This window comes from Kordiimonas pumila, assembly GCF_015240255.1.
GTDB lineage: Bacteria > Pseudomonadota > Alphaproteobacteria > Sphingomonadales > Kordiimonadaceae > Kordiimonas > Kordiimonas pumila.
Map to the genome: position 1 here is coordinate 2,069,993 of NZ_CP061205.1, position 22,907 is coordinate 2,092,899.

The window sequence follows — 22,907 nt, forward strand, 5'->3', positions numbered from 1 at the left end:
CTTTTTATAAATAAACAGCAGTTGTTATTTTTTGCCGCCCCCGGCAGGTTTCCTCTCCTATGGAAAACACACCACTTCCCTATGCTAAAGGGCATATTCGCTAACCAACGCTTATGTCAGATATACCAGCTTTTAAGCCTCTTAAGTCCGAGGAACTTGCCCATATCCTTGATCTAACCATCAAGCATGACAAAACCAACAAACTGATAACTTTCTTATGTGCCCTGTCAGCATACACGGAGGATGATCAGCTAAATATTTCCTACAACGCCCCATCCTCAACCGGGAAAAGCTATATTCCCACAGAGATCGTCAAACTCTTCCCCAAGGAAGACGTGATGCAAATGGGGTATTGCAGCCCGACGGCTTTCTTCCATGATGTGGGAGAACCGGATAAGGAGAAGAGGGGCCGGGTGGTCGTAGACTTATCGAGGCGCATATTAGTGTTCCTTGATCAACCTCATAATGATCTGCTGACCCGGCTACGCCCCCTTCTGTCTCACGATAGTAAAACTATCAATATTAAGATTACCGACAAGAGCCAGAAACAGGGCCTTCGGACCAAGGATATCCTTCTGAAAGGTTACCCGAGTATTGTTTTTGCAACCGCCCGATTATGCCTTGATGAGCAGGAAGCCACCAGAATGTTCCTGCTTTCGCCTGAGGTGTCTCAGGATAAAATCCGGCACAGCATTACCGAGGCCATCAAGCGGGAAACAGACCGTGTTGGATATGAGAGTATGCTGGCATCCCATGCGGGCAGGGCACACCTTATCAAGCGCATTGCTGCTATCAAGGCTGCTGGCATTAAAACCATCAAGATTGACCCCAAACTGGAATCCGAGATCAAGCGGGTCTTTCTTGGTAAGGGCAAGGGTTTGAAGCCACGCTCACAGCGGGACATCAAACGCTTTATTTCGCTCATGAAAGCCTTTGCCCTACTGAACCTCTGGTGGCGGGACCATAAGGAGCAAACCATCACTGTACACCCTGATGACTTTGCGGAAGCCTATGTCCTCTGGTCTGAGATCAGTGCCGCACAGGAACTGAACTTGCCGCCCTATATCTATACCCTGTACCGGGACGTTATTCTGCCAGCTTGGAATACCAAGAATGAAGGCCGCAAGGTGCAGATTGGTTTGCTGCGGTCAGAGGTGCTGTCTCAGCATTATGCCCTTTATGGTCGTATGCTGGATGCCACACAGCTTCGCCAGCAAATCCTGCCAATGCTGGAGACAGCGGGACTAATTACCGAAGAACCGGACCCCCGTAACCGGCGGCGCAAGTATATATATCCCACAAATCCTGCACAGATTTCTGATAGTGGGGCGGGGGGTGGGGTACTTGACATACCCCCTCGGTCGATTCGTAATTTGGACGATAGCGCGTTATGATGCACGAGGCTCAGAATCACTCCCCTGCTAAAACCAAGGACTACCTTCTTTCGGAAGAATCCATAGAAGCTCTTACGGAACTGGCTCTGCTCATACGGGAAGTGCGCGCCTATCAGGCGCTTCATGAGCCCGATAAACTCCAGAAAAGTGATGAATTGTACAATAGATACAAAAACACTAAGGACGATAGAGGCAGGCGCGTTTCGTGAGTATTATCTTATCTATAACCGCAAGAGCACTGACGAACCCAACAACCAGAAAAACTCCTTGAACTATCAGCGCGCGGAAAACCTCAGGTTTGCGGAAAAGTCGGGTCTTTCTGTTGCATCCTTATCCATTGAAGGCTTTTGCACACAGGGTATTATCGCAGAGCGGCATTCAGGCTTTAAGGAAGACACGACAGTTAATGTGAATAAAAAGGGCATGGTGCAACACACCATCGCACGCCCCAAGTTCAAACAGCTTATAACGCTTCTGAGCAGAGGGTATTTTAAAGGCATTATATGCCTGTCGTGGGATCGGCTTAGCCGCAACAAGGCTGATAACGCAATCATCTCGAAATTCATGCGGGCAGGGATTGATGTCCGCTTTGCCTACGCACAGTATGACAATACAAGTGCAGGCATGTTGCATATGGATATTGATGGTATGTTTGCAGCCCACCATTCCCGTGTGACCAGTGAGAAAGTACGCATCACACAGTATAATTTGCGGGAACAGGGTATTTGCACCCATAGAGCGCCCATTGGGTATCTCAATATTGGCAAGTCCAATGATAAACCGATTGATCCTATACGTGGGCCTATCATCCGTAAGATGTTCACACTCTATGCACAGGGGAACATCGGTATATCTGAACTGACTCGTTGGGCCAACGAGCAAGGGCTGACATCATACCCGATGCGTAAACGCAGAACCCAACAGCAAATGCTGGATGACGGAGACGAGGTAACGCGCCCTCCCAAAGTCTGCTTGCCTGTCGGCAGAGGTACTGTACAGCGTATTCTTTCAAACCCGTTTTATATCGGCCAAACACTGGGTAATCACGGCCTGAATGTGAAAAGCAAAAGCCACAAACCACTGGTGAGTGACAAGCTGTTTTACCAAGTGCAGGGCTTGTTAGGGAAAAAGCGCCCGAATATCAACTATGCCCAGAGAGCTGACATGCCGTTCCGCAAGATGATACGGTGCAGTCAGTGTGGTCGCACGTTCACACCCTATAAAACCAAGGGTGTGCATTATCTATCTGTTCACTGCGCGCCAACTTGCGGGAACTCTGTCAGAAACTACAAAGTGGCGGAGGTGGAGAAACAGATCGGGGATATTCTTTCTGGATTTACTCTGACAGATGAAGAGCATGCAGAACTGGATGATCGGGTTTTAAACGAACATACCGTGCATGAAGAGAAAGCACGTCACCGTAAAGAGAAGAATGGGCGTAAACAGTGTAAGGTGCGTGAAGACTTGGCTTATCTGCAAGACAACAAACTGATGCTGCTAAAAAACGGTGTGTATGACGCAGCAAGCCTTGTTGCGGAGGAAAATAAACTGAAAAGCAGTCTGCTTGAATTACAGGAGGTGGATAAGGGAAATGAAGCCGAAGAACAGGAAATTTTGAAAGACCTCCTTAAACTTTCTGAACTCCTGAAAAGGGCGTATTTCTGCTATATTTCAGCAAATTCCTTCCAAAAAGCATGTTTTGCCGGAATAGTGTTTTCTGAACTTTCTCTCTCTGAAAATACGTTGAGTTATAAGGCTAAAAAAGGGTTTCAGGCGTTTGAAAGCCGTTCTGACTCATTGGGCGGACCCACTGAATGGTTTTCTGAACTTTCATACCCTAGTGCGGTGAGAAAAAGTGTTGTGACGTTGGAGAAGGTACTTAAAGATTTTTAGTACCCCACGCTGCCCTCACTGTTTGGTTTCAATAAGCCAACTTAATTTGGTAAGCTTCCCAGCTTTCTAAAATGGACCCCACGAACCATCTTCTAGGCGAAATTCTATCAAACCATCCTTTCGCGTGGTTAACACCTTTCTAGTGCCATCTCTGAAAGGACCGCCTTTCGCGAAGGACTGGAACAAGGGTAGAGTCTGCTGAGTGTCATGCTGATAACCCTTGTCCGAGATAACTACATAGTAAACATTGGGAAAATATTTCCTATAAAACTCTCGGAAAAAGTCTCGATCAGATTCTTTAATGCGTCCATGATGAGGTGCAATTAAGATATTGGTTGCTGCCATCGCATTTCTAAATGACGCTTTTTGAACAAGATGTTCCCATCCTGCACGCTCTAAGTCTCCCGTGAAGAGGACTCCCGTGCCATTACAGTCAAGGAAATTGACAAGGCTTAGATTGTTCTCATCATCGAAATTTGGATAGGAACAAGAAAACTTCTCTCTTTGTAAACCTGAAAAAGTCGGAAGTGGGCTTGAGCCATCTCCTGTAAAAGTATGGTCAATTGCCTGACATAATTTCGCCATTCCATTTCCCATCCCATCTTCGCTTTTCAATTCTCTTAGATTGCCTGTCGAGACAGAGACATTTCTAGAAAGCCACGAGACATCTACTTGGTCTAGCAAGTTCTCAATTCCGCTAACGTGATCCTCGTCATAATTGGTGATGGCAAGCATGTCGAGCCGATGAATTCCGTTAGCTACCAAATAATCGCCAGGACGCCATCCGGTGGTAGCGTTGTGACCTGCATCCAACATTAACCGAGTATTGTCGTCACACGTTAGTAGTGCACATGCTCCATGCTCGACGTCAAAAATTTTAAGATTCATAATTTTTCTCTATTTAATAGTTCGAATAATCTCAGCTTGAAAACTCCCTAAAAACTTCACAAACCGCACAAACATTCCTACGAACACGACTGCTGACACGAGTGTTAATTGCCAATACAATGCATCACCAGTGCACCATGCTTTCCATGTCAGTAACCCTGTAGCAATGAGAGCTACAAACGCAATATTGCGACAGAAGCCATATTGGTTGCGAAACTCGTCAATTCTTTGTCTTACGCCGTCCACTGAAAAAGACTTGCGAAAGGCAATTTGAAAAACATCTTCAGCATCATTCACCTCAGCCACAGTAACCCCTAGTTCAGAAGCGGCGCACTCTAAAATTTTTGTGCGTGTCCGTAGAGGAAGCGGCTCGTAGTATCGACCAACTAATGACCCGAGGATACGTTCGAACCAGTTGGGGGCTACTGTTCCTAATTGAAGTGTCATAGGTTTTTCAAGGCAGCGGGACATTATAAATGTCTCTAAGACCGTCTGCGCTAGCATCGCAATCAAATGCCCTAAGATATAAGCAGCGACAATTGCTATTGTAATCTGAGCAAAACCCCACTCCCTCATATTCAAATATGTGGAGTCATTCAGAGTAAAGTCGATGATGGCTAGAAAAAGCCCTCCACTTGCTAGATAAGCGTAGAAATCATAGTCGGTGAATGGAAAATAGTTTTTCATATGCTCTACAGTGCGGTGGTTAAAGAGTTACAGTTATCGCACACATAATATTGAAACACAAAGTGGATGAAATCTCTATAAAGTCTTCCTTCGTTTTCTCCTCAACTCCGCCACAGACTTCTTCTTCGGACGTCCGCGCTTCGGTTTCTGAGGTTCAGGAAAGACCATCCCTTCAGCCATCTCTATTGGGAGAAATGATACTTTATTCTCTATCTGTATTTTATGTACCAGTAGGGCTAGTTCTGTGAGTACATCGAGATTTTCTTGAGATAACATATAGTTTTATACTGCCTACTTCTAGAAGTATCAGATATGGAAGTGTACCATTACAAGTAAAGGACCTAGGTTAGATGAATTCACATATTAATAGAGACCGTAAAAGCACACGGAAAATATCACGATAAATATATAGAATATGAGTATATTGAATATATAAACTAAACGCAGTCAAGGCCATTAAAGTAATATACATTTATGGGGATAGCATGAGTATAAAATATACAAAGTTGTGGGAGAAGGCGTTTAAAGTTCAAGAAAATGACCCATTCAATGGTGCTCGTGATAAATTACGAAGCGCACATGAAGACTTCTGGAAAAATGCCACTGTCTTGTCTAATGAAATACAGAAATCCTTACCTCATTTAACATTGCATAATGAACAACATTTTGAAGCATTGTGGAGGTGCGCTGACCTTATTGCAGGAGAAAGACTTGAATTAACGCCTGTTGAAACATTTATATTTGGAGGAGCTGTCCTTATTCATGATGCAGCGAATTCTATTGCTGCATTTGATGGAGGAATAGATGAGATAAGTAATACTCCTGAATGGAGTGATGCTGTAGCTAGTTATGAAGCAAGATACTCCGATGAAGAAGACTCTAGTGATAATGACAAAAAGCAACAAACCATTCTACTAGAGACACTTCGGCATTTGCATGCGGTAAAGGCAGAAAGCCTATGTGGCATGCATGTAAAAGTTGGGAGCGAGACTTTTTATTTATTGCAGGACGATTTGTTGCGGTCACATTTCGGTAATGTAATAGGGCAAGTGGCAGCAAGTCATCATTGGGATATAGAGGATATACCTCGTAGGATGCAGTCTCGTATAGGTGCGCCATCGGGATTCCCTAATGAGTGGATTGTTCGCCCAGTTTTGATTGCATGTCTTATTCGTTGTGCAGATGCAATACAACTGGATCAATCTCGTGCACCTGATTTTTTGTATGGGTTATTGAAACTTGAGGGTATTTCAGAATTACATTGGAGAGCACAAAATAGAATAGCTGCTCCCATGCCTGATCCAGATGACACCTCGGCAATATTATTTACGTCAACAAAACCATATCTGGAAGCAGACTCTGATGCTTGGTGGATTGCATATGATGCAATCAATATGGCTAGTAATGAGCTTTCAAATTCAAATGCCTTGCTAAAGGATGTAAATTTACCTTCATTTGCCATCAATCGTGTAAGTCATGCGAATTCACCTGAGCGTATGGCTCATCATATAAGAGTAGATGGATGGGAGCCTGTAAGGGCGAAGCTTCAAGTTTCAAATGTTGGTCGCATGGTAGATATGTTCGGAGGAGAGCAGCTATATGGTCATAAACCATATGTTGCTTTGCGTGAACTTATTCAAAATGCGGCTGACGCTGTCAGGTTGCGCCGTGGACTAGATGCCTCTAGTTCCAGTTACCGAGGCCAGATTACTGTAACTCTTGAACCTATAAATAATGAAGAGAATGATGTTTGGCTGCATGTTGATGATGATGGCATAGGAATGTCACAAGATGTTTTGGTTGGGCCACTTCTAGATTTTGGGTCCAGCTATTTATCATCAGCCTTAGTCAAGTCGGAGCGCCCAGGCTTAGTGGGGCAAAAGTTGCGACGAGCGGGTAAATATGGAATAGGTTTCTTTGCAACCTTTATGTTGGGTGATTATGTTGAGGTGACGTCAAAGCCATTCGATACTGGGCTTAATAGTGCTAAAACACTGGTATTTCGCAATGGGTATAAACATAGGCCTATACTACAATCTAAAATCCCAAAAAACTTTGGAGCCAACAACTCTACGCGTGTTTCTGTAAAGTTATCTAGTAAGAAGTTTTCAGAGTTATTAAGTCATAGGGATATGTATGACTCTGGTGTGGAGGCACCTCTAGATAAATTAGTATCTGCACTTTGTCCGATGTTGGATGTAGATATTTTTGTCGAGAAAGATGGTGACCGCAAACATGCGCATGACCAAAACTGGGAAACTCAAGACCCAGAGGTCTGGTTAAATTCAATTACGCTTCCTTCAGAGGTTGTAGGCGTGAGGGGAGAAAATATTGAAGAAAAAAGGAAAAGTGCATTAGAGTTTGCTGCGAAAAATTTAGAATTGATCGACCCAAATAACCCTTTCCTTGGTAGAGCATGTATCTCACTTGGTCTCACTATTGGAGCTAAAACTGTCGGCGGATTAGTTGCGCACCATGCATTTCAAAATCCAAATGAGAATTTCGTAGGTGCAATTGAGTATCATCCATCTGGTCCCATACGATCAGCTCGTAATTCTATCGCGGGCGATAAACTTGCACTTTGGGCAACTAGGCAAGCAAAGTCATTAGCTACCCAGAATTTAAGTGATCAAGAAAAGTTTCGTGTGGCAGTGAGGGTAACTCAGTTTGGTGGTGATGCTGAACCAGTTGCTGTGATGAATTTGAATCGCAAACCTTCAACTTTGCAGGATATTTATAAGCATTTATTAAAAGGAAATATCATATTCGCCCCAATTAAAATGCCTAGGGAACAGACTCCTCCTATGATTACTCACGTAAGAGAAAATCATACTGGTTTGATAGATAATTATCATACGAACGAATTAGAGTTCTTAGTTGATACGCTTGAGTCAATGCACGATGGCTCTGATGCTGACGTTTATTGTGCGGTTCCCGCTGAAGGATTTGATGTAAAACTGGGATTTGTTACGTTGCTAAACAAGTATGCGAGCGAAAATGGAAAATACATAGAAGGTGAGTTTGTTCTTGGGGTTGAGTTTGCAAAATATATTGGCGAAGCATCTCCTCGACAAGGTTTGGTGAAAGGAAAGATAATAAAAACTAATGGATTAAAGTTGCTAATCAAAAACTAGGCTGTGGCTACAATTAACCCGGTAGACAAAAGATATATCTGTACGTGACTTCAGACCCTAGCGGAGGGATGTTATTCAATAATAATTAAAGAATGTTTTCCCAAGTCACTCACATCGCTCATGCCACCCTCCGCAATAAGCGAACCCTGTTCGGAATTAAACAGCCTGATCGCCTATCTCACACCTACATCATCGGGAAAACAGGTACAGGTAAGAGTAGTTTGCTGTTTAACCTCATCAAGCAGGACATAGAAGCTGGTAGAGGTCTCGTTCTTCTTGATCCACATGGCGACTTGGCAAACAAGGTCGCTCAGAGTATGCCGCAACACCGTCGTTTAGACATGGTGTATTTTAACACGACAGACCCACATATGCCCTACGGCTGCAATCCCCTGCGGTATGTATCTCCTGAAAAACGGCCCTTGGTGGCGTCTGGTGTGCTTGAAGTGTTCAAAAAACTATGGAGTGGAAATAACTGGGGTGTGAATATGGAACATATTCTGCGGAACTGCCTGTTAGCACTATTAGAAGTGCCACATGCAACACTGGTAGATATTCCCCGCTTGTTAACAGACAAGATATTTCGGGAAGAAGTGATAGAGCAGATTACCAACCCACAGGTGAAGGTGTTTTGGGGGCGGGATTTTAGCGCCTGCGGCTTTGACCGTCCTGCTGCCCTGTCCCCCGTGCTGAACAAGGTGGGAGCGTTTCTGGCAGACCCCATGCTCTACCGTGTGTTAACAGCGTCAGAGAAACCGCTGTCTTTCCGGTCCCTTATGGATCAAAAGAAGGTGCTGGTGGTTAATCTGGCAAAAGGCCAAATTGGGGAAGATGCCTCTTCCCTGCTTGGTGGGCTGTTGGTGTCTATGGTGACGTTGGCGGCATTCAGTCGGGCAGATGTGGCTGAGGAACAGCGCACTCCGTTTTTCCTTTATGCAGACGAGTTCCAGAATTTTGCAACAGAAAGCTTTGCGGATGCAGTGTCAGAACTACGGAAGTATGGTATTGGGCTTATCCTTGCCCATCAACATTTGCATCAGGTGCCTGAGCGTATTCACAGTGCGATACTTGGGAATGTGGGAACGCTGATATCGTTTCGGGTGGGAGCAAAGGACGCACCTTATATGGCGCGTGAGTTTCACCCGGTGTTTTCTCAGGAAGATATTGCAGGGCTGCCCAATTACCAAATGTACCTAAAACTGATGATTGACGGGGTGCCATCGAAGCCGTTCAGTGCTGAGACAATGGGGTTTTAATAAAGGATCCCTTGTTGTGATTACCAAGGGACTGCATCGAATGGCAGTCCTCTTTTTTTCAACTCAGCTTCAAATTCATCAGATTGTTGCTTCCAATCGGAAGTGGCACGTACCCGATATACTTTTTCCTCTTCGGGAGTAGATTCATCCTTAATCACACAATCACGCATAGCGAGATGAAGGCTCTGTAATCCGTTATCACTTAACTTACTAATATCCATAAATATTCCCCAATCGTTCTTAATCTGGACCAAATAGTCCTTTGATTCACTTAGATTTTTCAATGTCGTCATCAATTGCTTTTCGGACGCGGGCCTTCAAAATGTCATGACCTTCCTCGAGAGTGACATAGTATATCTTAGGCAGATTGAACTTACTGTTAGGCGGCACAATGGTTGCAGATAACACCCCTGTCTGCCTATACTGTATTAGATAGCCTTTGTATGTTTCTTCAAACCGTAATTTGTCCCCCTTTTTGACAATTTTTCTTCGGAGAGGACACCGCGCCATTTTATAGGCAGAGCGAGTGTTAAACTCATAGGTTCTTTCAAGTATGTCAAAGCCCATCCAATATTTACATGTTATGAAAGCTATCTTAAATGGATCATCCATGGTTGGTGTTAATTCTGATGCTTCCCAAGTTTCGACTTCTTTATCTTGCCAGATCAAAAAGCCTTTACCTGTAGTCAAAACTATAAGAAGGGCAACTGCAACAAAGCTTGCAAAAATTGCTAATGTTTTTTTCAATCTAACCGGTCCCATTCTGTAAGCAGGTCTTCTCAGTAACGCTTTATCCGCCTGTGCAATGTAAATAAGTGAAGACTGCGATTTCATCTACATTGAAGTAGCGTTTGGTGAGGGCGAAATGTTCAACCATTTGAGAGGTGCACATTGTGTATCTCGCAAATCGGTCATTAAATGCGACGTCGCAAGTAGCTCCATAACTGTGATTGCCGTTTGCCGTGCCAGCTGCGAGGTGAACAAAATTTTTACATTCTTTCATCTGCCCTCCAGGAAATCTTGATAAAAACTCTCCCTCGATGGCCTTTTTCATTTTTTCTTCGAATTCAGGGGTCCACTTCTGAGACCTATAAACATAGCCGCATGCTTCGTATGTGCATCCATTTGGTTCCATTTCAGGGTAATCACCCGCCTGTGCAGCAGTAAATACTGTGCCAGCCAAGTATATAGAAGACAGCAGTGTGAAAAAGCATCTCATCATGTTCCCCCAATCAAATAGTTATACGGCGTTCACAACTATAATGACTCAACAATACATATTTATTGCCCTGTGGGTACTATTGTTTGTAGAGTTTCTGTGCAGTTTTGAGTCCACACCTTAACTGATGCACATAACGGGGGTTATCATGGAATTACTGTTCGAGCGCGAGCAAGGGTCGCGTGAGTTTGGCGGCGTTTACTTCAAACTTATTGGCAAACTGGAATTTGGTGAAGAAGAACAGGAACTCATCAAACGCTATAAGTTTGACCAAGCTGTTCTTATTGAATCCTATCAACCTAAATTATTACAACAATCAGCCCTCAGGGGGCTGGGTGTTTTGGTGCTTTCGTGGCTTCTCTATTTCTTCATGTTTGAAGCCGGAAACTTTGCCCTTATCTTAGCAGTTATCACAGGCGGTGGTTTTGGCTACTGGTATTATCACCAGAACCGCCAGACCATCTATGTCCGTGACCTGATGCATGGTCGTCATTTCTTATGCGAAAGCGTGGTGGAACTGGCCCGCAAGGAAGCATGGCTGGAACTGATCTGCTCCTTCCTCCGTCAGGTGATGGAAAGCGCCAAGCACTGGGATGGAGCAACCCATGTACCTATTGAAGCCCTACCAAAGGATGAAGCGAAACAGATCATTATCAAGGGCATCTAATGTATCTGCATATTGCTGCCCGTTTTCATGCCTTTGTGAATGGCCTCTTTCGGCCTTCAGAGGAGCGCAAGACATGGTTTCTGTATCACAGGGTTCTGCTGAGGCTTAAACAGCAGGGCCTTGAGGACCAGTTAGGCCGTGTTGGATGCGCACTTATGCTCGCTAGCGACATAGCAGATGGTTTTGGTATGTCAGAAGACCATCCACACCGGGAGAAACTTGAAGAACTGGTGGCTCAGATATTGGACTATGAAGACCTGTTTCTCCTCCCGCACATAGACTGGGGGATGCCGCATACAACAGCAGAGTATTTTGACTTGAGGGCGCAAATCCGTACCCAGCTTGGCTATGTGCAGGACTTTAAGGCCACCTACCAGCGTATGTTGGATGTAATAACAGAGTCCCTGAATGCCCTTTATTCTGCACCATCCCCATCTCCCAAGCGGGACGGAACGGGCGGACAGGTCTTCTATGCTGATTTGCTCGATAGCCTGCCAGACTGCGGCGCTATTGTGGAAGGTATGATCCTTCCCTTCTATGATAAGGATATCACCGAGAAAGAGTTGTTCAGTCGGCTGCGGCACAGGTTTGACAGCAACCTTGAGCAAGCGTCCGGTAAATATCCGGAAGCGTCGCCTATCAAAGACCCGAAACAACTCACACGGACATACTTTGCCGGAACGCCGTTTCTTCCTTTCATGGATGATGAGGTGGTTGTGACCATTCCGCAGCAGACCCGCTTTGAGCATACCCATATCCTTGGCGGCACAGGCCACGGCAAAACACAACTCTTGCAGCAGCTTATTCACCGGGACATCGTGGCAGCCAAAGAAGAGACAACGTCTGTCATTGTGATCGATAGTCAAGGGGATTTGATCCGGAATCTGTCCCACCTCAAGCTCTTCAGCACTGAGGGTGAAGACGCATCTCTGGCTGACAAGCTTATCATCATCGATCCAACAGATATTGAACATCCGCCAGCCCTCAACTTGTTTGATGCAGGGTTGGAGCGGATGGAAGACTATACGCCACGGGAGCGGGAGTTGGCCTTCAATTCCCTCGTGGATATCTATGGCCGTTTCTTTGGGGCGCTACTCGGGGCTGAACTGACCGCCCGGCAGGGTGCAGTGTTTCGCTATATCGCTCGCCTGATGCTGACCATTGACGGAGCCACCATCCATACGATGATAAAGCTGATGGATGATATCCGCCCTTTTGAAGCCTACATTAAGAAGCTTGATCCAACTGCCAGACAGTTTTTTAAAGAGGAGTTCTCAAGGAAAAGTTACAACCCTGTCCGCCAGCAGATCAAGCAGCGGCTTTATACGGTCCTCTCTATCCCGACCTTTGACCGGCTTTTCTCCGCCCCCAAGTCAAAGATCAACTTCTTTGATACCCTGAATGCTGGGTCTATTGTTCTGGTGCATACCGCCAAAGACCTTCTTAAAACAGATGGGGCGGCTATCTTCGGGCGGTTTATCCTGTCGCTTATCGAACATGCCATTATGGAGCGAGCTACGCTCAAGGAAAGTGAACGCACCCCTACCTTCCTTTATGTGGACGAAGCGCAAGACTATTTTGATGAAACCATCGAGACCTTACTGGTGCAGGGCCGGAAGCAGCACTTTGGCCTTATCCTTGCCCACCAGAGCCTTGCACAACTTACGACACGGCTCAGAGCTGTTCTGATGGCAAACACCAGTATCAAGCTGGTAGGCGGTATCAGCAACAGTGACGCACGAGAGCTTGCAAATGATATGCGCACCCAAGCAGACAGGCTACTTTCCATGAGGAAGCATGAGAGCGGCAGTGAGTTCGCCCTGTCCGTCCGTAACCTGACCCGGCATGCGGTGAAAACACAGATTGACTTCGGGCTACTCGAAAAAGAACCAACGCTGACACCAGAAGAGTATGAAAGCCTTATTGCTGCCAACCGGGAACATGTGACCTACAAGCCTGCCAAGGACGATGTGCCGCAGGCAGTCCCAGAGCCAGAACCGCCCACTGAGGCCACAGAAACGGCTGACAGTGCTTCAGAAACAGAAAATGCAGGCCATCGCACCCTTCAGGAAGATATCGCCAGACAAGCCAAAAAACATGGCTTTGTGGCTAGCGTGGAATATCTGCTGCCGGATGACAAACGCATCGATGTGGCATTATTCGGCCATGGTCAAAAAGTGGCTGTCGAGGTGTCTGTTACCAACCGAGAAGACTATGAACTTTCTAATATGGAGAAGGCTCTTGAAGCTGGCTTTGACACCGTCTGGATGGTGGCTCCTGATGCAGCACACCTTGAAAAGCTGGAAGCTCATATCCGTGACAGGCTGGCAGCGGACAAATGGTCCAAGGTGCTGTTCGGATCGCCAAAGGAGGTCACAACGTGGCTCAAGCGGTATAAGGCACAGCCGAGGAACAGTTCCAAGGTAGCTGGGTATGAAGTGGAGGTAGTATATGCTTCGTCAGACAGCGATAGCGATTCACAGTTTCGCTTAGGCCGTCTATGTGACTTATAACGGATTTAAATGGACATATAAATGATACGAGTTGAGCACTTATTCGATAGTTTGTTATTAATACACAAATCTGCGTCTGCTGTTGAACCTAGCAGAAGAGCAGTCCGCTATCATCTCGATTCCAAGAGTGCTTCAAATAGAATTGAAGTTCTTTTTTACAGAGCCTTCTCTCGTTTATCATTGTTGTCTTATGGTGCGGCATGGGAACATACCATATCCAACAGCAATGAAGTACCTAGCCCCTCTAGAGACGATACTGTAAACTTTTATTTTCATGATTTTAATGCCTTGAAAGAAGGTGGTGCCATCACAAAAAATGGTGATTTTTCTTCATGGCTATCAGGACAAATACTGCGGGATTTCAGCGAGTATTTCGCATTTCACCTGCTGGAAGTTTACGAAGTATGCGTACTGTTAAAACAGCATAATACAGAACTTTCGGAAGATGATGTCTCACTAGCGAAAGAAGAAGTTTTAAGCTTTGAAAGAGCCAGTATAAAAGATAGGCTAAAAAGGCTGCACAAAGAGTTTCAGATCAGTATCCCTTTCAAGAAGGAAATTCTAAGCCTCTATGAAGCAAGAAATATACTTGCTCACGCCAACGGATTAGTTGAGAAAAAGCACTACAACAATGTCAAAAACCTGCAAATACAGTGGCCTGTGAACAAATACTATTTAGTGAGAAGAGATACAGGCAAAAAAATTCCGTATAATCGAGTTTCAAAGCCCTTTTTAAGTGAAAAGTATGGCAAAGTTGAAATTAACTGGTTGAGTAAATTTCGTAAAGTTACTTATTCAGCAGGCGAAAAGATTTCCCTTGAGAATCGGGACTTTCAAGATCTCGTATTTTTCTACCTTCACGTAGTAGAAAAAATGCAGCTCCAAATCGTCGAACTCTTTTTGCAACATGGCATATTCGTATCACCTGTAGAAACATACACAGGCACCATCTCTGGACAATTTATAGGGGAAGATATTCCCGATGAACATAGTGACAGTGATTAGTCAGATACAAGATACGTTCAATAACCGCGAAATTGCGATTGCTATTTGGATATTAATTCTCTTGGGTTGGGCCTTAACGAAAAGAGATGTCGCTGAGAGTGTATTCTCATTTCTACAAAGCTTGTTTGAACCAGCAATCATAACAACGATCATGCTAGCGACCGCCTATATTCTGTGTGTAATTTTAGTGCTACGGAAAGTTGGCTATTGGGATATCACACTTCTTAAAATGACACTAATGTGGTCTCTGACAGCATTGGGGGTGTTGTTTTCTAAAATACAGCCCCTCGCACAAAAGCGAGGTGCTTTTAGGGGAGCTATCATCGAGAATTTTAAGATTATTACTATAGTAGAGTTTATAACCCACCTATATGCATTCTCACTCATTACCGAATTAATACTTGTGCCTGTGACAGTAATATTAGCCATGTTACAGGCATATAATCACGCGAAAGATCAAAGCAAAAGTCTCGATAAACTGCTTTCATTCATATTTACTGCTTTCGGGATATTTTTATTCTATAATGCGTTGTCCAACATATGGAATAATACAGATCAGTTTTTCACCAAAAATACGGCAAACGAGTTCACAATCCCCCTTGTGCTCTCAACTGCTTTTCTACCTTTTGTATATACAGCAAGCTTATATCTAAAATATGATTCCCTTATGTGTCAGTACAAACGCTACTTACCAGATGACACTGAATACACAAAAGCGGCCTTACATTACATATTCTGGCAGGCACTGATATCCTTTAGAGGTAACAAAGAAGCGTTTAAGTTACTTAATACAAACCTCACTGTAGATGCCGCTTCATCAATAAAAGGTATCACCAAAGAAATTCGAGAAATTAAGAAGCTGCTGCAAGCAGAAAAAAACAGCTCGCCGATAGATATAGAAGATGGCTGGTCACCTTATCAGGCCCGACGATATCTTGATGAATGTGGCTTTGAAACAGACTACTACCATGCGGTTATGGACGGTGAATTCGGGTGGTGCAGTGGATCAAACACAGTTTACATTGAGAATAGCGGATATCCGAAAAGTACTTTATATTATTATGTTTCAGGGACGGAATTCCTCGTCACATCCCTCAAGTTATCCCTCTACATAAAAAACATAGAGACTGAAGTGGAAGCAAAGGAGCGTTATCTCGCCCTATCATCAATCCTTTTTCTTCAGGCATTTATGAAAGAGATTCCCCTTAAAGCTTTAAAGGGTATTAAGGCAGGAAAACCCTTTAAAACCTATATGCAGGGAAAAGTCATAGAGCTCCAGAAAGAAAGTTTACCGTTCATTGATCGAGATGATTACGCTCTACACCTCTATATCCGAAACCCTGATGCAGAGCACTATCACTAGCTCCTATTACTAATACTTTACTCCAGCATCGCCGCCAGTTCTGTCGCGCTTTCATTATAATAGACCATCAGGTTCTTGATGTCCCTATGCCCCACCATCCGTGCTAAGGCCAACACATCCAATTTTTTGGAAAGTCTCGTAATGGCTTCATGCCGTGTGTCGTGAAAATGAAGGTCTTTAATTTCAGCCTGCCGTGCGGCGTTACGAAATAAGGCAGAGGCAGTGGGAGACGATACTCGTTGGTCTGTTTCAAGAAAATGCTGTGCGAGTTCTATCGCTCTGGAAGAGAGCGGTACCTGTCGACGATCTCCATTCTTGGTGTGATGAAGTTGAATGTATTTTTTGGATAGGTGTACAGATGTATGATCCATACGACATAATTCGCCAAGTCGCATGCCGGTTTCAATCGCTAGCAGAAAGAAAAGCCCGACCAGTTGTGTACTATTTTGAATAGGGCCGTCAGAGCTATACCCAAGTGCAAGAGTGACCCTCTCCATTTCATCCTGCATGATGAGGCGGTCACGAGGGCGCGGCTGTTTGGGGCGATCAAGCTCGGATACAGGGTTTTTCTCCAACCAGCCCCATTCTTTGCGAGCCTTGGTAAAGACTGCTGAAATTGTATTCAGGTTACGATTAACCGTAGCGGGGCTTACTTTCTTTAAGCGGCGGTCACGGTAGTCGGCTACGTGCTGGGTGGTAAGTTCGTGTAGGCGTACCTTGGTGAGTGGGTCACGTTGCATGGATCGAAAGAGTACTTGTTCCCATCGTCCCCCAAGTTTAGTAGGGGATACTTCTTCTCCATATCGTTTGAAGGCATCGCTGACTGTTTTTGTTTTTGGCATGCTTGAGGTTTTTCCGGCAACAATTTCTGCTTCTTTTATTATTGCCCATTCTACAGCCTCGGCTTTTGTGTTAAAGGATGCAGATACAAACTGGCCTTTTTTACGAACCTCTACTCGCCATTTGTTGCTACGTTTCCTGTACGTTGCCATTGTTTTCTCCTATCAAATCTTGGCGTAATTTTGGCGTAATACGACCAAATATTTACGCTTTAGACTCAATAGAGAATACTAGTAGATGAGGGTGGTGTGTAAATGTAACTATTTGAAATTATTGAAAATAATACAAATAACTACAATTTACCTTTCTTGTTTGACCCGCTGGTCGCGGGTACCACTTCAAAGAAACTTTACCTATTTTATACGGCCTATTTAAAAAGGGCTGGTTTCCCAGCCCTGTTATAGTTTTTAAATATAAAGCTTCAGCGCAGTCTAAAATTCCATGCGCATGGAAACTTTAATATTTCTGCCAGGCAAGGGTGCCAGTTCTTTTAGGAAGCTGGTGTGCTGGCGTGCTTCAGCGTTTGTCAGGTTCGAACCGCGCAGTTCAAGGCTTAGGTTGCGGCTTTCAAAAGGTCGCACCGTTACATAGGCGTTCAGAAGCAGATAATCATCTGTTGGCAGTTCATAGTCGCTCACGCGGGTTTGCTTGGCGGCATATTCCAGCTCGGTGCGCACATCAACGCTGGTTGTGCGGGCTTCCACGCCAAACAAGGCGCTCATGGGGGGAATGCGGGGCAGGTTCTCGTCTGTGCCCTTCAGTTTGGCCCGTATCATGTCAAGCTGTCCGTCGAGGTGTATATCAATATCGCCCAGTGTTTCGGTGCTTACTGTACCTGCGTGATATTCTGTTTTGGTTTCAAAACCATAGAGGGTTGCGTCGCTTGCTGTAAATTCGAACACATCCAGCCCGTCTATCTGTGTGCCGAGGTTCGCTTCATAGATGAAGTCATCATATGAGGTGACATAGCCATTTACCACAAAGCTTATGGGGCCAGCGACATAGCTAAAGGTTGCCTCGACACCGAGGGCGGTTTCCTTGCCAAGCGTTGCATCACCCAGTTCATATGATTTTGTCGCAAGGTGTGCACCGTTTGAAAAAAGTTCCTCGGTTGATGGTGCGCGTTCTGTGCGTGAAACTGTAATGCCAATAAAGGCTGCTTCGCTTAGGTCGTAGCCTGCACCGGCTGATGCGCTAAAGTTTGTGAACTCGCGGCTTGTATTGATGCTGTCTGCTGTGTGTTTGGTGTGCTCTAACCTACCGCCTACATCAAGCTGCCACGGGCCTGTTGAATATTCTTTCACACTGTAGAGGCCGTATTGCCGACTAATGGTGGCAGGTACAAACGCTTCGTCGCCAATCGCTTCAAAATCGCGGTACTTAACGTGCACACCTGTTGCACCACCCCAGTTACCACGATCCTTTTCGATCATGTCAAGGCGGCCCTCATAGCCCTTATTGAGGAAGACGGTGCCAATTTCATCACCTTCAAGCTCTGTATGCTTATAGTCAGCATAGCCAAAGCGCAGCTTGGCCTTTTTGAAAAGACCCATGTCAGCCTCATATTCGCCGTTCAGGTCATAGCGGGTTTGCTTAAGGTCAATCGCGACAGATTCTTCTTCATGCTCATGGTCTTCTTCTGCATGATCTTCTTCACCTTCTTCGTGGCTGTGGCCCGGCACGCCGTAATTACTGTCCAGCTTGTGAACATTAAAACCGATAAAGCCATTATCAAAGATGGCAGAAAGCCCAACCGAACCACCTTTGGTTTTTGTGGCGGTGTTTGGCACTGTGCCGTAAGCTTCTTCTTCCTCTTCGTGGGCACCGCCTTCGTCGGCTTCTTCTGCTTCTTCTGCAGCGCGGAATTGTGCAGATTCAGCGTAACCGGGGATATCATAGTCGTCAGTGGTGCGGTACATGCCATCAGCATGAATAACAAACTGGGCTTTGCCTTTTTCGTTTAAAAGCGCATTCACAGCACCTGATACTTCGTCGCCGTTGTTTACGGTGGTGTGGCCGTAACGAATGGCACCCTCGACGCCGTTTTCCGGCACGCTTGTTGGTATGCGGCCATCAATCACGTTTACAACGCCGCCTGCAGCGCTGCTGCCGTACATAAGCATGGCTGTACCGCGTAAAATCTCGATACGCTCTGCCATGGCAGGCTCAACCGCAACTGCATGGTCAGGGCTGGTGGAAGAGGCATCAATAGAGCCAAGGCCATTATCCAGTATGCGGATACGGTCGCCGCCGAGGCCGCGAATGATGGGGCGGCTAGCGCCCGGCCCAAAGAAGGTGGATGAAATACCGGGCTGGCGGCGCAGTGTTTCACCAATAGACCCGTCAAGCTGGCGTTCAATTTCTTCCTGCCGCATCACGGTGGCACCAAGGATTGTTTCGCCCACTTTGCGACCCTCAAAAGCGCCAGATACAACAATTTCTTCAACCTGTTTGCTTTTAGGTGGGGCTTCTATGGCATGTGCAGGCACATAAACGCCAGAAAGCAATATGGTGGAAGTGGCAAGAATGGTTTTTGCGTGTGTACGCTTTATATGAAAAAAAGTGCTGAACATAATGTTTCCTGTTCCCTAAAACGCATGAACATTACGTAGCTGGTTATGCAGCTAATGCTCATGCCACATACAGATGTATGTGTTTGTAAATATGACTGTTTTTATGGTGTTGGGTGTGAAAGGGCAGGAGGTGCGCGAATGGGTGTGGTTAATGCCACAACAACATGCGGGGGTAGAGAAGTGCTTATTTCATAGAGAAAATTGTCAGCTTCAATGGGGGGTAGTGTAATAGCGGGTGTAATATCAAGCTGCTGTATTTGGCTACAGGTGGCACTAATAATACAGGGCTGGCCGCCGTGACTGTGGCGGCTTTCACCGTAAGCCGCTGTGTGAAACGCGCCAATTAGCTGGGCAAGCAGAAAAACGGCAACAAAAAGCGTGTTCTTGCTTTTGTATAGCCGCCACCTTGATGCAATGTTTTTACGCTGCACGCTTGTCACTACTACCTATTCCCGCACGGATATTTATATCTTATGCGGTTATTATAGTATAATATAACATATATCAAGGGGCGGCTTTAAAACTAAACTATTGTTTTATTTTAGGCATCGAGACTGCCAATAACCAGCATGATTTGCCTGATTTCACTGCGCTTGAAATACAGCAGCCTGTCAGGGTTAAATTGGCGCAGACAAAGGGTTTCACCTTCCCATTTTACAAACTGTTTTATCAGGCCTTTATGCTCTGCGGTTTCGATCAGAACAAAACGGCCTTTTCTAGGGCTGGTTGTCGGGTGAATATAGGCAAGGTCTTGGTCTTTATACTTAGGGGCCATTGAATCGCCTGTGACAAAAACGGCAAAAGCGCCTTGCACGCCTTGCAGGTCTGCAGGGCGAAAGGTCCAGTCAATCGGGTTTTCTTCAATCGTTAGGTTGCCATTGTCGCCGCCTTGAGCGCGGCCAAGTACGGGCAGGTCTTTGTGTGAACTAAACATTGATTTGTGCGGCGCCCCATGCTGCCACAGTTGCCCTATGCTTTTATGAGCGGGCATATATGAAGGTGTTATTCTCGAAGCAGGGATTATGTGTTTCATATATTTTGTTCTCCTTTTGTTCTTTATTATGCCACTGTTTGGGCAAAAGAAAAGGCTAAAAATTACTAATTTTAAGCTTCGGTTGTGTTGGCATGTTCTTTGCTTATTTAGGGTGAGAAATAACGATAGCGCCCGAAAAATAATAGGCGGTCAGGTAAGGTACATGTGGGTTAACATATTGAAATTAAAATATAGTTTTGACGATGTTAGTTTTAAGGGTGAAGGGTTTCTCTTTACCGCTACCGCCTTTCCTATTCAGGCTGCTCGGCAATATGTGCCAACGATCTCAGCATATGTGTGCAACTGCGGGGAGGTAAAATATGTCGCTTAGTAATATTATTTCCACCTCGCTTTCCGGGCTGTTTGTAAATCAGTCTGCCATGAAGGTGACATCAAACAATATTGCAAACGTCAATACACCAAACTATGCCCGTTCGGTGATTGAACAAAAGGCGCTTGTTACACAGGGGCAATCTGCGGGCGTTGGCATTGCCAATATTTCAGCGGTTATTGATGAGTTTTTATCGACAGCTTACCGGAAGGCCCAATCAAACACGTCTGAATTTTCTGCCCAGCGCGAGTTCCATGACAGATTACAAGGTGTACTTGGTGACCCTGCTGCTGATAGTTCACTTTCGGCGCGTATGGATCAGATATTCCAAAGCGTGGCTGATTTAAGCCTGAACCCGGCTGATGTTCTGCGGCGGCAACAAAGTTTATCTGAAACGCAAAGCTTTTTGGATCAATTGAAGCTTTTCCATTCGGAAGTGCAGAACTTACGCGGTGAAGCAAGCCAGCAGATATCAGAAACTGTTGATGCCATTAACGAGCAACTGCAGCGTATTAACGACCTTAATCCTTTGCTGGTTAAGCAAAAGGCTTTAGGGCAGGACACGGGGGGTGTTGAAGGGCAGATGTCTGATGCGCTCGCCACACTTGCTTCTTATATCGATATCAGGGTTGATAAGCAGCCAACGGGCGCTTTGTATATTTCTACGGCAAGTGGCTATCCGCTTGTGGATACAACACTTTCCCAGCTTAAATATAATGCGCCAGGTATTGTGGGTGCAGGTACTGTTTTCCCACCCATCACGGTTAGTAGGGTGGATAAAGATACATTAGAGGCTATATCTTCTGTGACAGACCTTAGTGCGCACATACAATCAGGCCGGTTGGCGGGTCTCCTTGATATGAGAGACAATCAGTTGACGGAGCTTTCTGTTTCCTTGGGCGAACTTGCAGCCCATGTTGCTGATGAATTTAACGCCATTCAGAATGAATATTCTGCAGCACCACCCCCAAATAGCTTAACGGGCAAACAAACACTGGTGGATGGTAGCTACGCAACAAACTTTACCGGCGTTGTGACCTTTGCTGTGGTTGACGGTGATAATGAACTGGTGGCAACAACTACAGTAGATTTTGACAGTAGCCCCCCAGCAGACTTTGATGCCCTTGTGGCGCAAGTAAATGCAGGCCTTGGCGGCAATGGCACTTTAAGCCTTGTTGATGGTGTGATGTCTCTGACCGCAACAAATGCATCTAACGGCGTTGTGATTGCCAACGACCCTGATACACCAAGCGACCGAGCGGGGCGCACATTCAGCCACTTCTTCGGCATGAACGACCTCATTACATCAGATGTGCCCGGAATATATGAAACTGGCCTAGACGGCACAGAGGCCCACGGTATGGGGTCTGGTGAAACTATTCAATTCAAACTAACAGATGCGTCCGGCCGTGAAGTTACAACGGTAACAGTGCCAGTTACCGGTACAACATATAACGATATGATTGGCGCCTTAAATAACCTGTCAACAGGGCTTGGGGCATATGGAAGTTTTGCGCTCGATAGCAGCACAGGTGCGCTTTCATGGTCAGCCAATAGTAATTATAGCTCTATAAAGCTTGAGGTTACTTCTGACACCACACAGATTGCAAACACGGGCTTGTCGTTTACAGCGGCCTTTGGTGTTGGTGATCAATACAGAGTAAATGCTGCCAGAAACATTAATATTGTTGAAGCTATTGCTGAAGACCCTGATCTTTTAGCTTTAAGCGTTTTTGATCTAAGTGGCAGCGTCGGTGATATCGTGCTTACAAACGGTGATCAACGCGGTGCTCTTGCCTTGCAGGCGCTGGAGACAACCCTTGTTGGTTTCAGTGATGCTGGTGAACTTAAGGCATCGAACGTTACACTAACCCAGTATGTATCCCGCTTTTTGGGTAATGCTGGGTTGCAGGCTAGCCGTGCTTCAAACTTTGAAGAAGATAACATGGCATTGCTTCAAGAAATTGGGCAGCGCAACTCTGATGTTTCGGGGGTTAATCTGGATGAGGAACTTGCCAATCTGGTTATTTATCAGAACGCCTATAACGCGGCGGCGCGCATACTGTCTAGTGTGCAAGAACTTTACGATTCCCTGCTGGCTGCAGTGTAAG

18 protein-coding genes are annotated in these 22,907 nt (G+C 45.5%); 9 read left to right on the forward strand and 9 right to left on the reverse strand.

The annotated features are described in order from the left end of the window. Positions 1 to 113: 113 nt before the first annotated feature. Both ICL80_RS08945 and ICL80_RS08950 read left to right on the forward strand, forming a co-directional pair. Entirely contained in the window at positions 114 to 1,394 is a 1,281-nt protein-coding gene (locus tag ICL80_RS08945; RefSeq protein ID WP_194211528.1) for a hypothetical protein, read from the forward strand. Between the two features lie 150 nt (positions 1,395 to 1,544). After that, positions 1,545 to 3,287, forward strand: a complete 1,743-nt coding sequence (locus ICL80_RS08950) for a recombinase family protein (protein WP_194211530.1) — start codon at positions 1,545 to 1,547, stop codon at positions 3,285 to 3,287. Positions 3,288 to 3,353: 66 nt separating this feature from the next. On the opposite strand, the gene ICL80_RS08955 is transcribed toward ICL80_RS08950, so the two are convergent. Continuing rightward, positions 3,354 to 4,175 (reverse strand): ComEC/Rec2 family competence protein, encoded by an 822-nt coding sequence (locus tag ICL80_RS08955; protein ID WP_194211533.1) that lies wholly within the window; start codon positions 4,173 to 4,175, stop codon positions 3,354 to 3,356. Between the two features lie 9 nt (positions 4,176 to 4,184). Next, the gene (locus tag ICL80_RS08960) at positions 4,185 to 4,862 is read right to left on the reverse strand and encodes a hypothetical protein (RefSeq protein ID WP_194211534.1); all 678 of its coding nucleotides are present in this window, start codon (positions 4,860 to 4,862) and stop codon (positions 4,185 to 4,187) included. A gap of 485 nt (positions 4,863 to 5,347) precedes the next feature. Here ICL80_RS08960 and ICL80_RS08965 point away from each other — a divergent pair, with 485 nt between their 5' ends. Then, a complete protein-coding gene (locus ICL80_RS08965; protein ID WP_194211536.1) occupies positions 5,348 to 7,996 on the forward strand; it encodes an HD domain-containing protein in 2,649 nt (882 codons plus the stop codon). Between the two features lie 92 nt (positions 7,997 to 8,088). After that, complete coding sequence (locus ICL80_RS08970) at positions 8,089 to 9,252, forward strand: type IV secretory system conjugative DNA transfer family protein (RefSeq protein ID WP_194211538.1); 1,164 nt, start codon at positions 8,089 to 8,091, stop codon at positions 9,250 to 9,252. 20 nt (positions 9,253 to 9,272) lie between these two features. On the opposite strand, the gene ICL80_RS08975 is transcribed toward ICL80_RS08970, so the two are convergent. Genes ICL80_RS08975 through ICL80_RS08985 form a run of 3 tightly spaced genes read right to left on the reverse strand, consistent with a single transcriptional unit; the run spans position 9,273 to position 10,474 of the window. Further along, positions 9,273 to 9,473, reverse strand: coding sequence for a hypothetical protein (locus ICL80_RS08975; RefSeq protein WP_194211540.1), 201 nt, complete (start codon positions 9,471 to 9,473; stop codon positions 9,273 to 9,275). A gap of 46 nt (positions 9,474 to 9,519) precedes the next feature. Next, the gene (locus tag ICL80_RS08980) at positions 9,520 to 9,999 is read right to left on the reverse strand and encodes an SH3 domain-containing protein (RefSeq protein WP_194211542.1); all 480 of its coding nucleotides are present in this window, start codon (positions 9,997 to 9,999) and stop codon (positions 9,520 to 9,522) included. A 43-nt stretch (positions 10,000 to 10,042) separates the two neighbouring features. Further along, the gene (locus ICL80_RS08985; protein ID WP_194211544.1) at positions 10,043 to 10,474 is read right to left on the reverse strand and encodes a hypothetical protein; all 432 of its coding nucleotides are present in this window, start codon (positions 10,472 to 10,474) and stop codon (positions 10,043 to 10,045) included. Between the two features lie 145 nt (positions 10,475 to 10,619). Here ICL80_RS08985 and ICL80_RS08990 point away from each other — a divergent pair, with 145 nt between their 5' ends. The 4 genes from ICL80_RS08990 to ICL80_RS09005 are packed head-to-tail and all read left to right on the forward strand — an operon-like array spanning position 10,620 to position 16,019. Beyond that, positions 10,620 to 11,138 carry a hypothetical protein gene (locus tag ICL80_RS08990; protein ID WP_194211546.1) on the forward strand — a complete coding sequence of 173 codons (519 nt, stop codon included), beginning with the start codon at positions 10,620 to 10,622 and terminating at the stop codon, positions 11,136 to 11,138. Further along, positions 11,138 to 13,651, forward strand: coding sequence for a type IV secretory system conjugative DNA transfer family protein (locus tag ICL80_RS08995; protein ID WP_194211548.1), 2,514 nt, complete (start codon positions 11,138 to 11,140; stop codon positions 13,649 to 13,651). The genes ICL80_RS08990 and ICL80_RS08995 overlap by 1 nt, the downstream gene beginning before the upstream one ends. Positions 13,652 to 13,672: 21 nt before the next feature. Then, on the forward strand, positions 13,673 to 14,656 hold the full coding sequence (locus tag ICL80_RS09000; protein WP_194211549.1) for a hypothetical protein: 984 nt from the start codon (positions 13,673 to 13,675) through the stop codon (positions 14,654 to 14,656). Then, complete coding sequence (locus ICL80_RS09005) at positions 14,634 to 16,019, forward strand: hypothetical protein (protein ID WP_194211550.1); 1,386 nt, start codon at positions 14,634 to 14,636, stop codon at positions 16,017 to 16,019. The genes ICL80_RS09000 and ICL80_RS09005 overlap by 23 nt, the downstream gene beginning before the upstream one ends. Positions 16,020 to 16,036: 17 nt before the next feature. Here the strand turns inward: ICL80_RS09005 and ICL80_RS09010 are convergent, their stop codons facing one another. The 4 genes from ICL80_RS09010 to ICL80_RS09025 all read right to left on the reverse strand — a co-directional run bounded on the left by ICL80_RS09010 (position 16,037) and on the right by ICL80_RS09025 (position 20,366). Next, positions 16,037 to 17,011, reverse strand: a complete 975-nt coding sequence (locus tag ICL80_RS09010) for a tyrosine-type recombinase/integrase (protein ID WP_194211551.1) — start codon at positions 17,009 to 17,011, stop codon at positions 16,037 to 16,039. Between the two features lie 279 nt (positions 17,012 to 17,290). Continuing rightward, on the reverse strand, positions 17,291 to 19,432 hold the full coding sequence (locus ICL80_RS09015) for a TonB-dependent receptor (RefSeq protein WP_194211552.1): 2,142 nt from the start codon (positions 19,430 to 19,432) through the stop codon (positions 17,291 to 17,293). 101 nt (positions 19,433 to 19,533) lie between these two features. Next, positions 19,534 to 19,863 (reverse strand): hypothetical protein, encoded by a 330-nt coding sequence (locus ICL80_RS09020; RefSeq protein ID WP_194211553.1) that lies wholly within the window; start codon positions 19,861 to 19,863, stop codon positions 19,534 to 19,536. Positions 19,864 to 19,973: 110 nt separating this feature from the next. After that, entirely contained in the window at positions 19,974 to 20,366 is a 393-nt protein-coding gene (locus ICL80_RS09025) for a S24 family peptidase (protein WP_194211554.1), read from the reverse strand. Between the two features lie 419 nt (positions 20,367 to 20,785). On the opposite strand from ICL80_RS09025, the gene flgK reads away from it, so the two are divergent. After that, entirely contained in the window at positions 20,786 to 22,906 is a 2,121-nt protein-coding gene (gene flgK / locus ICL80_RS09030; protein ID WP_194211555.1) for a flagellar hook-associated protein FlgK, read from the forward strand. Position 22,907: the final 1 nt, after the last annotated feature.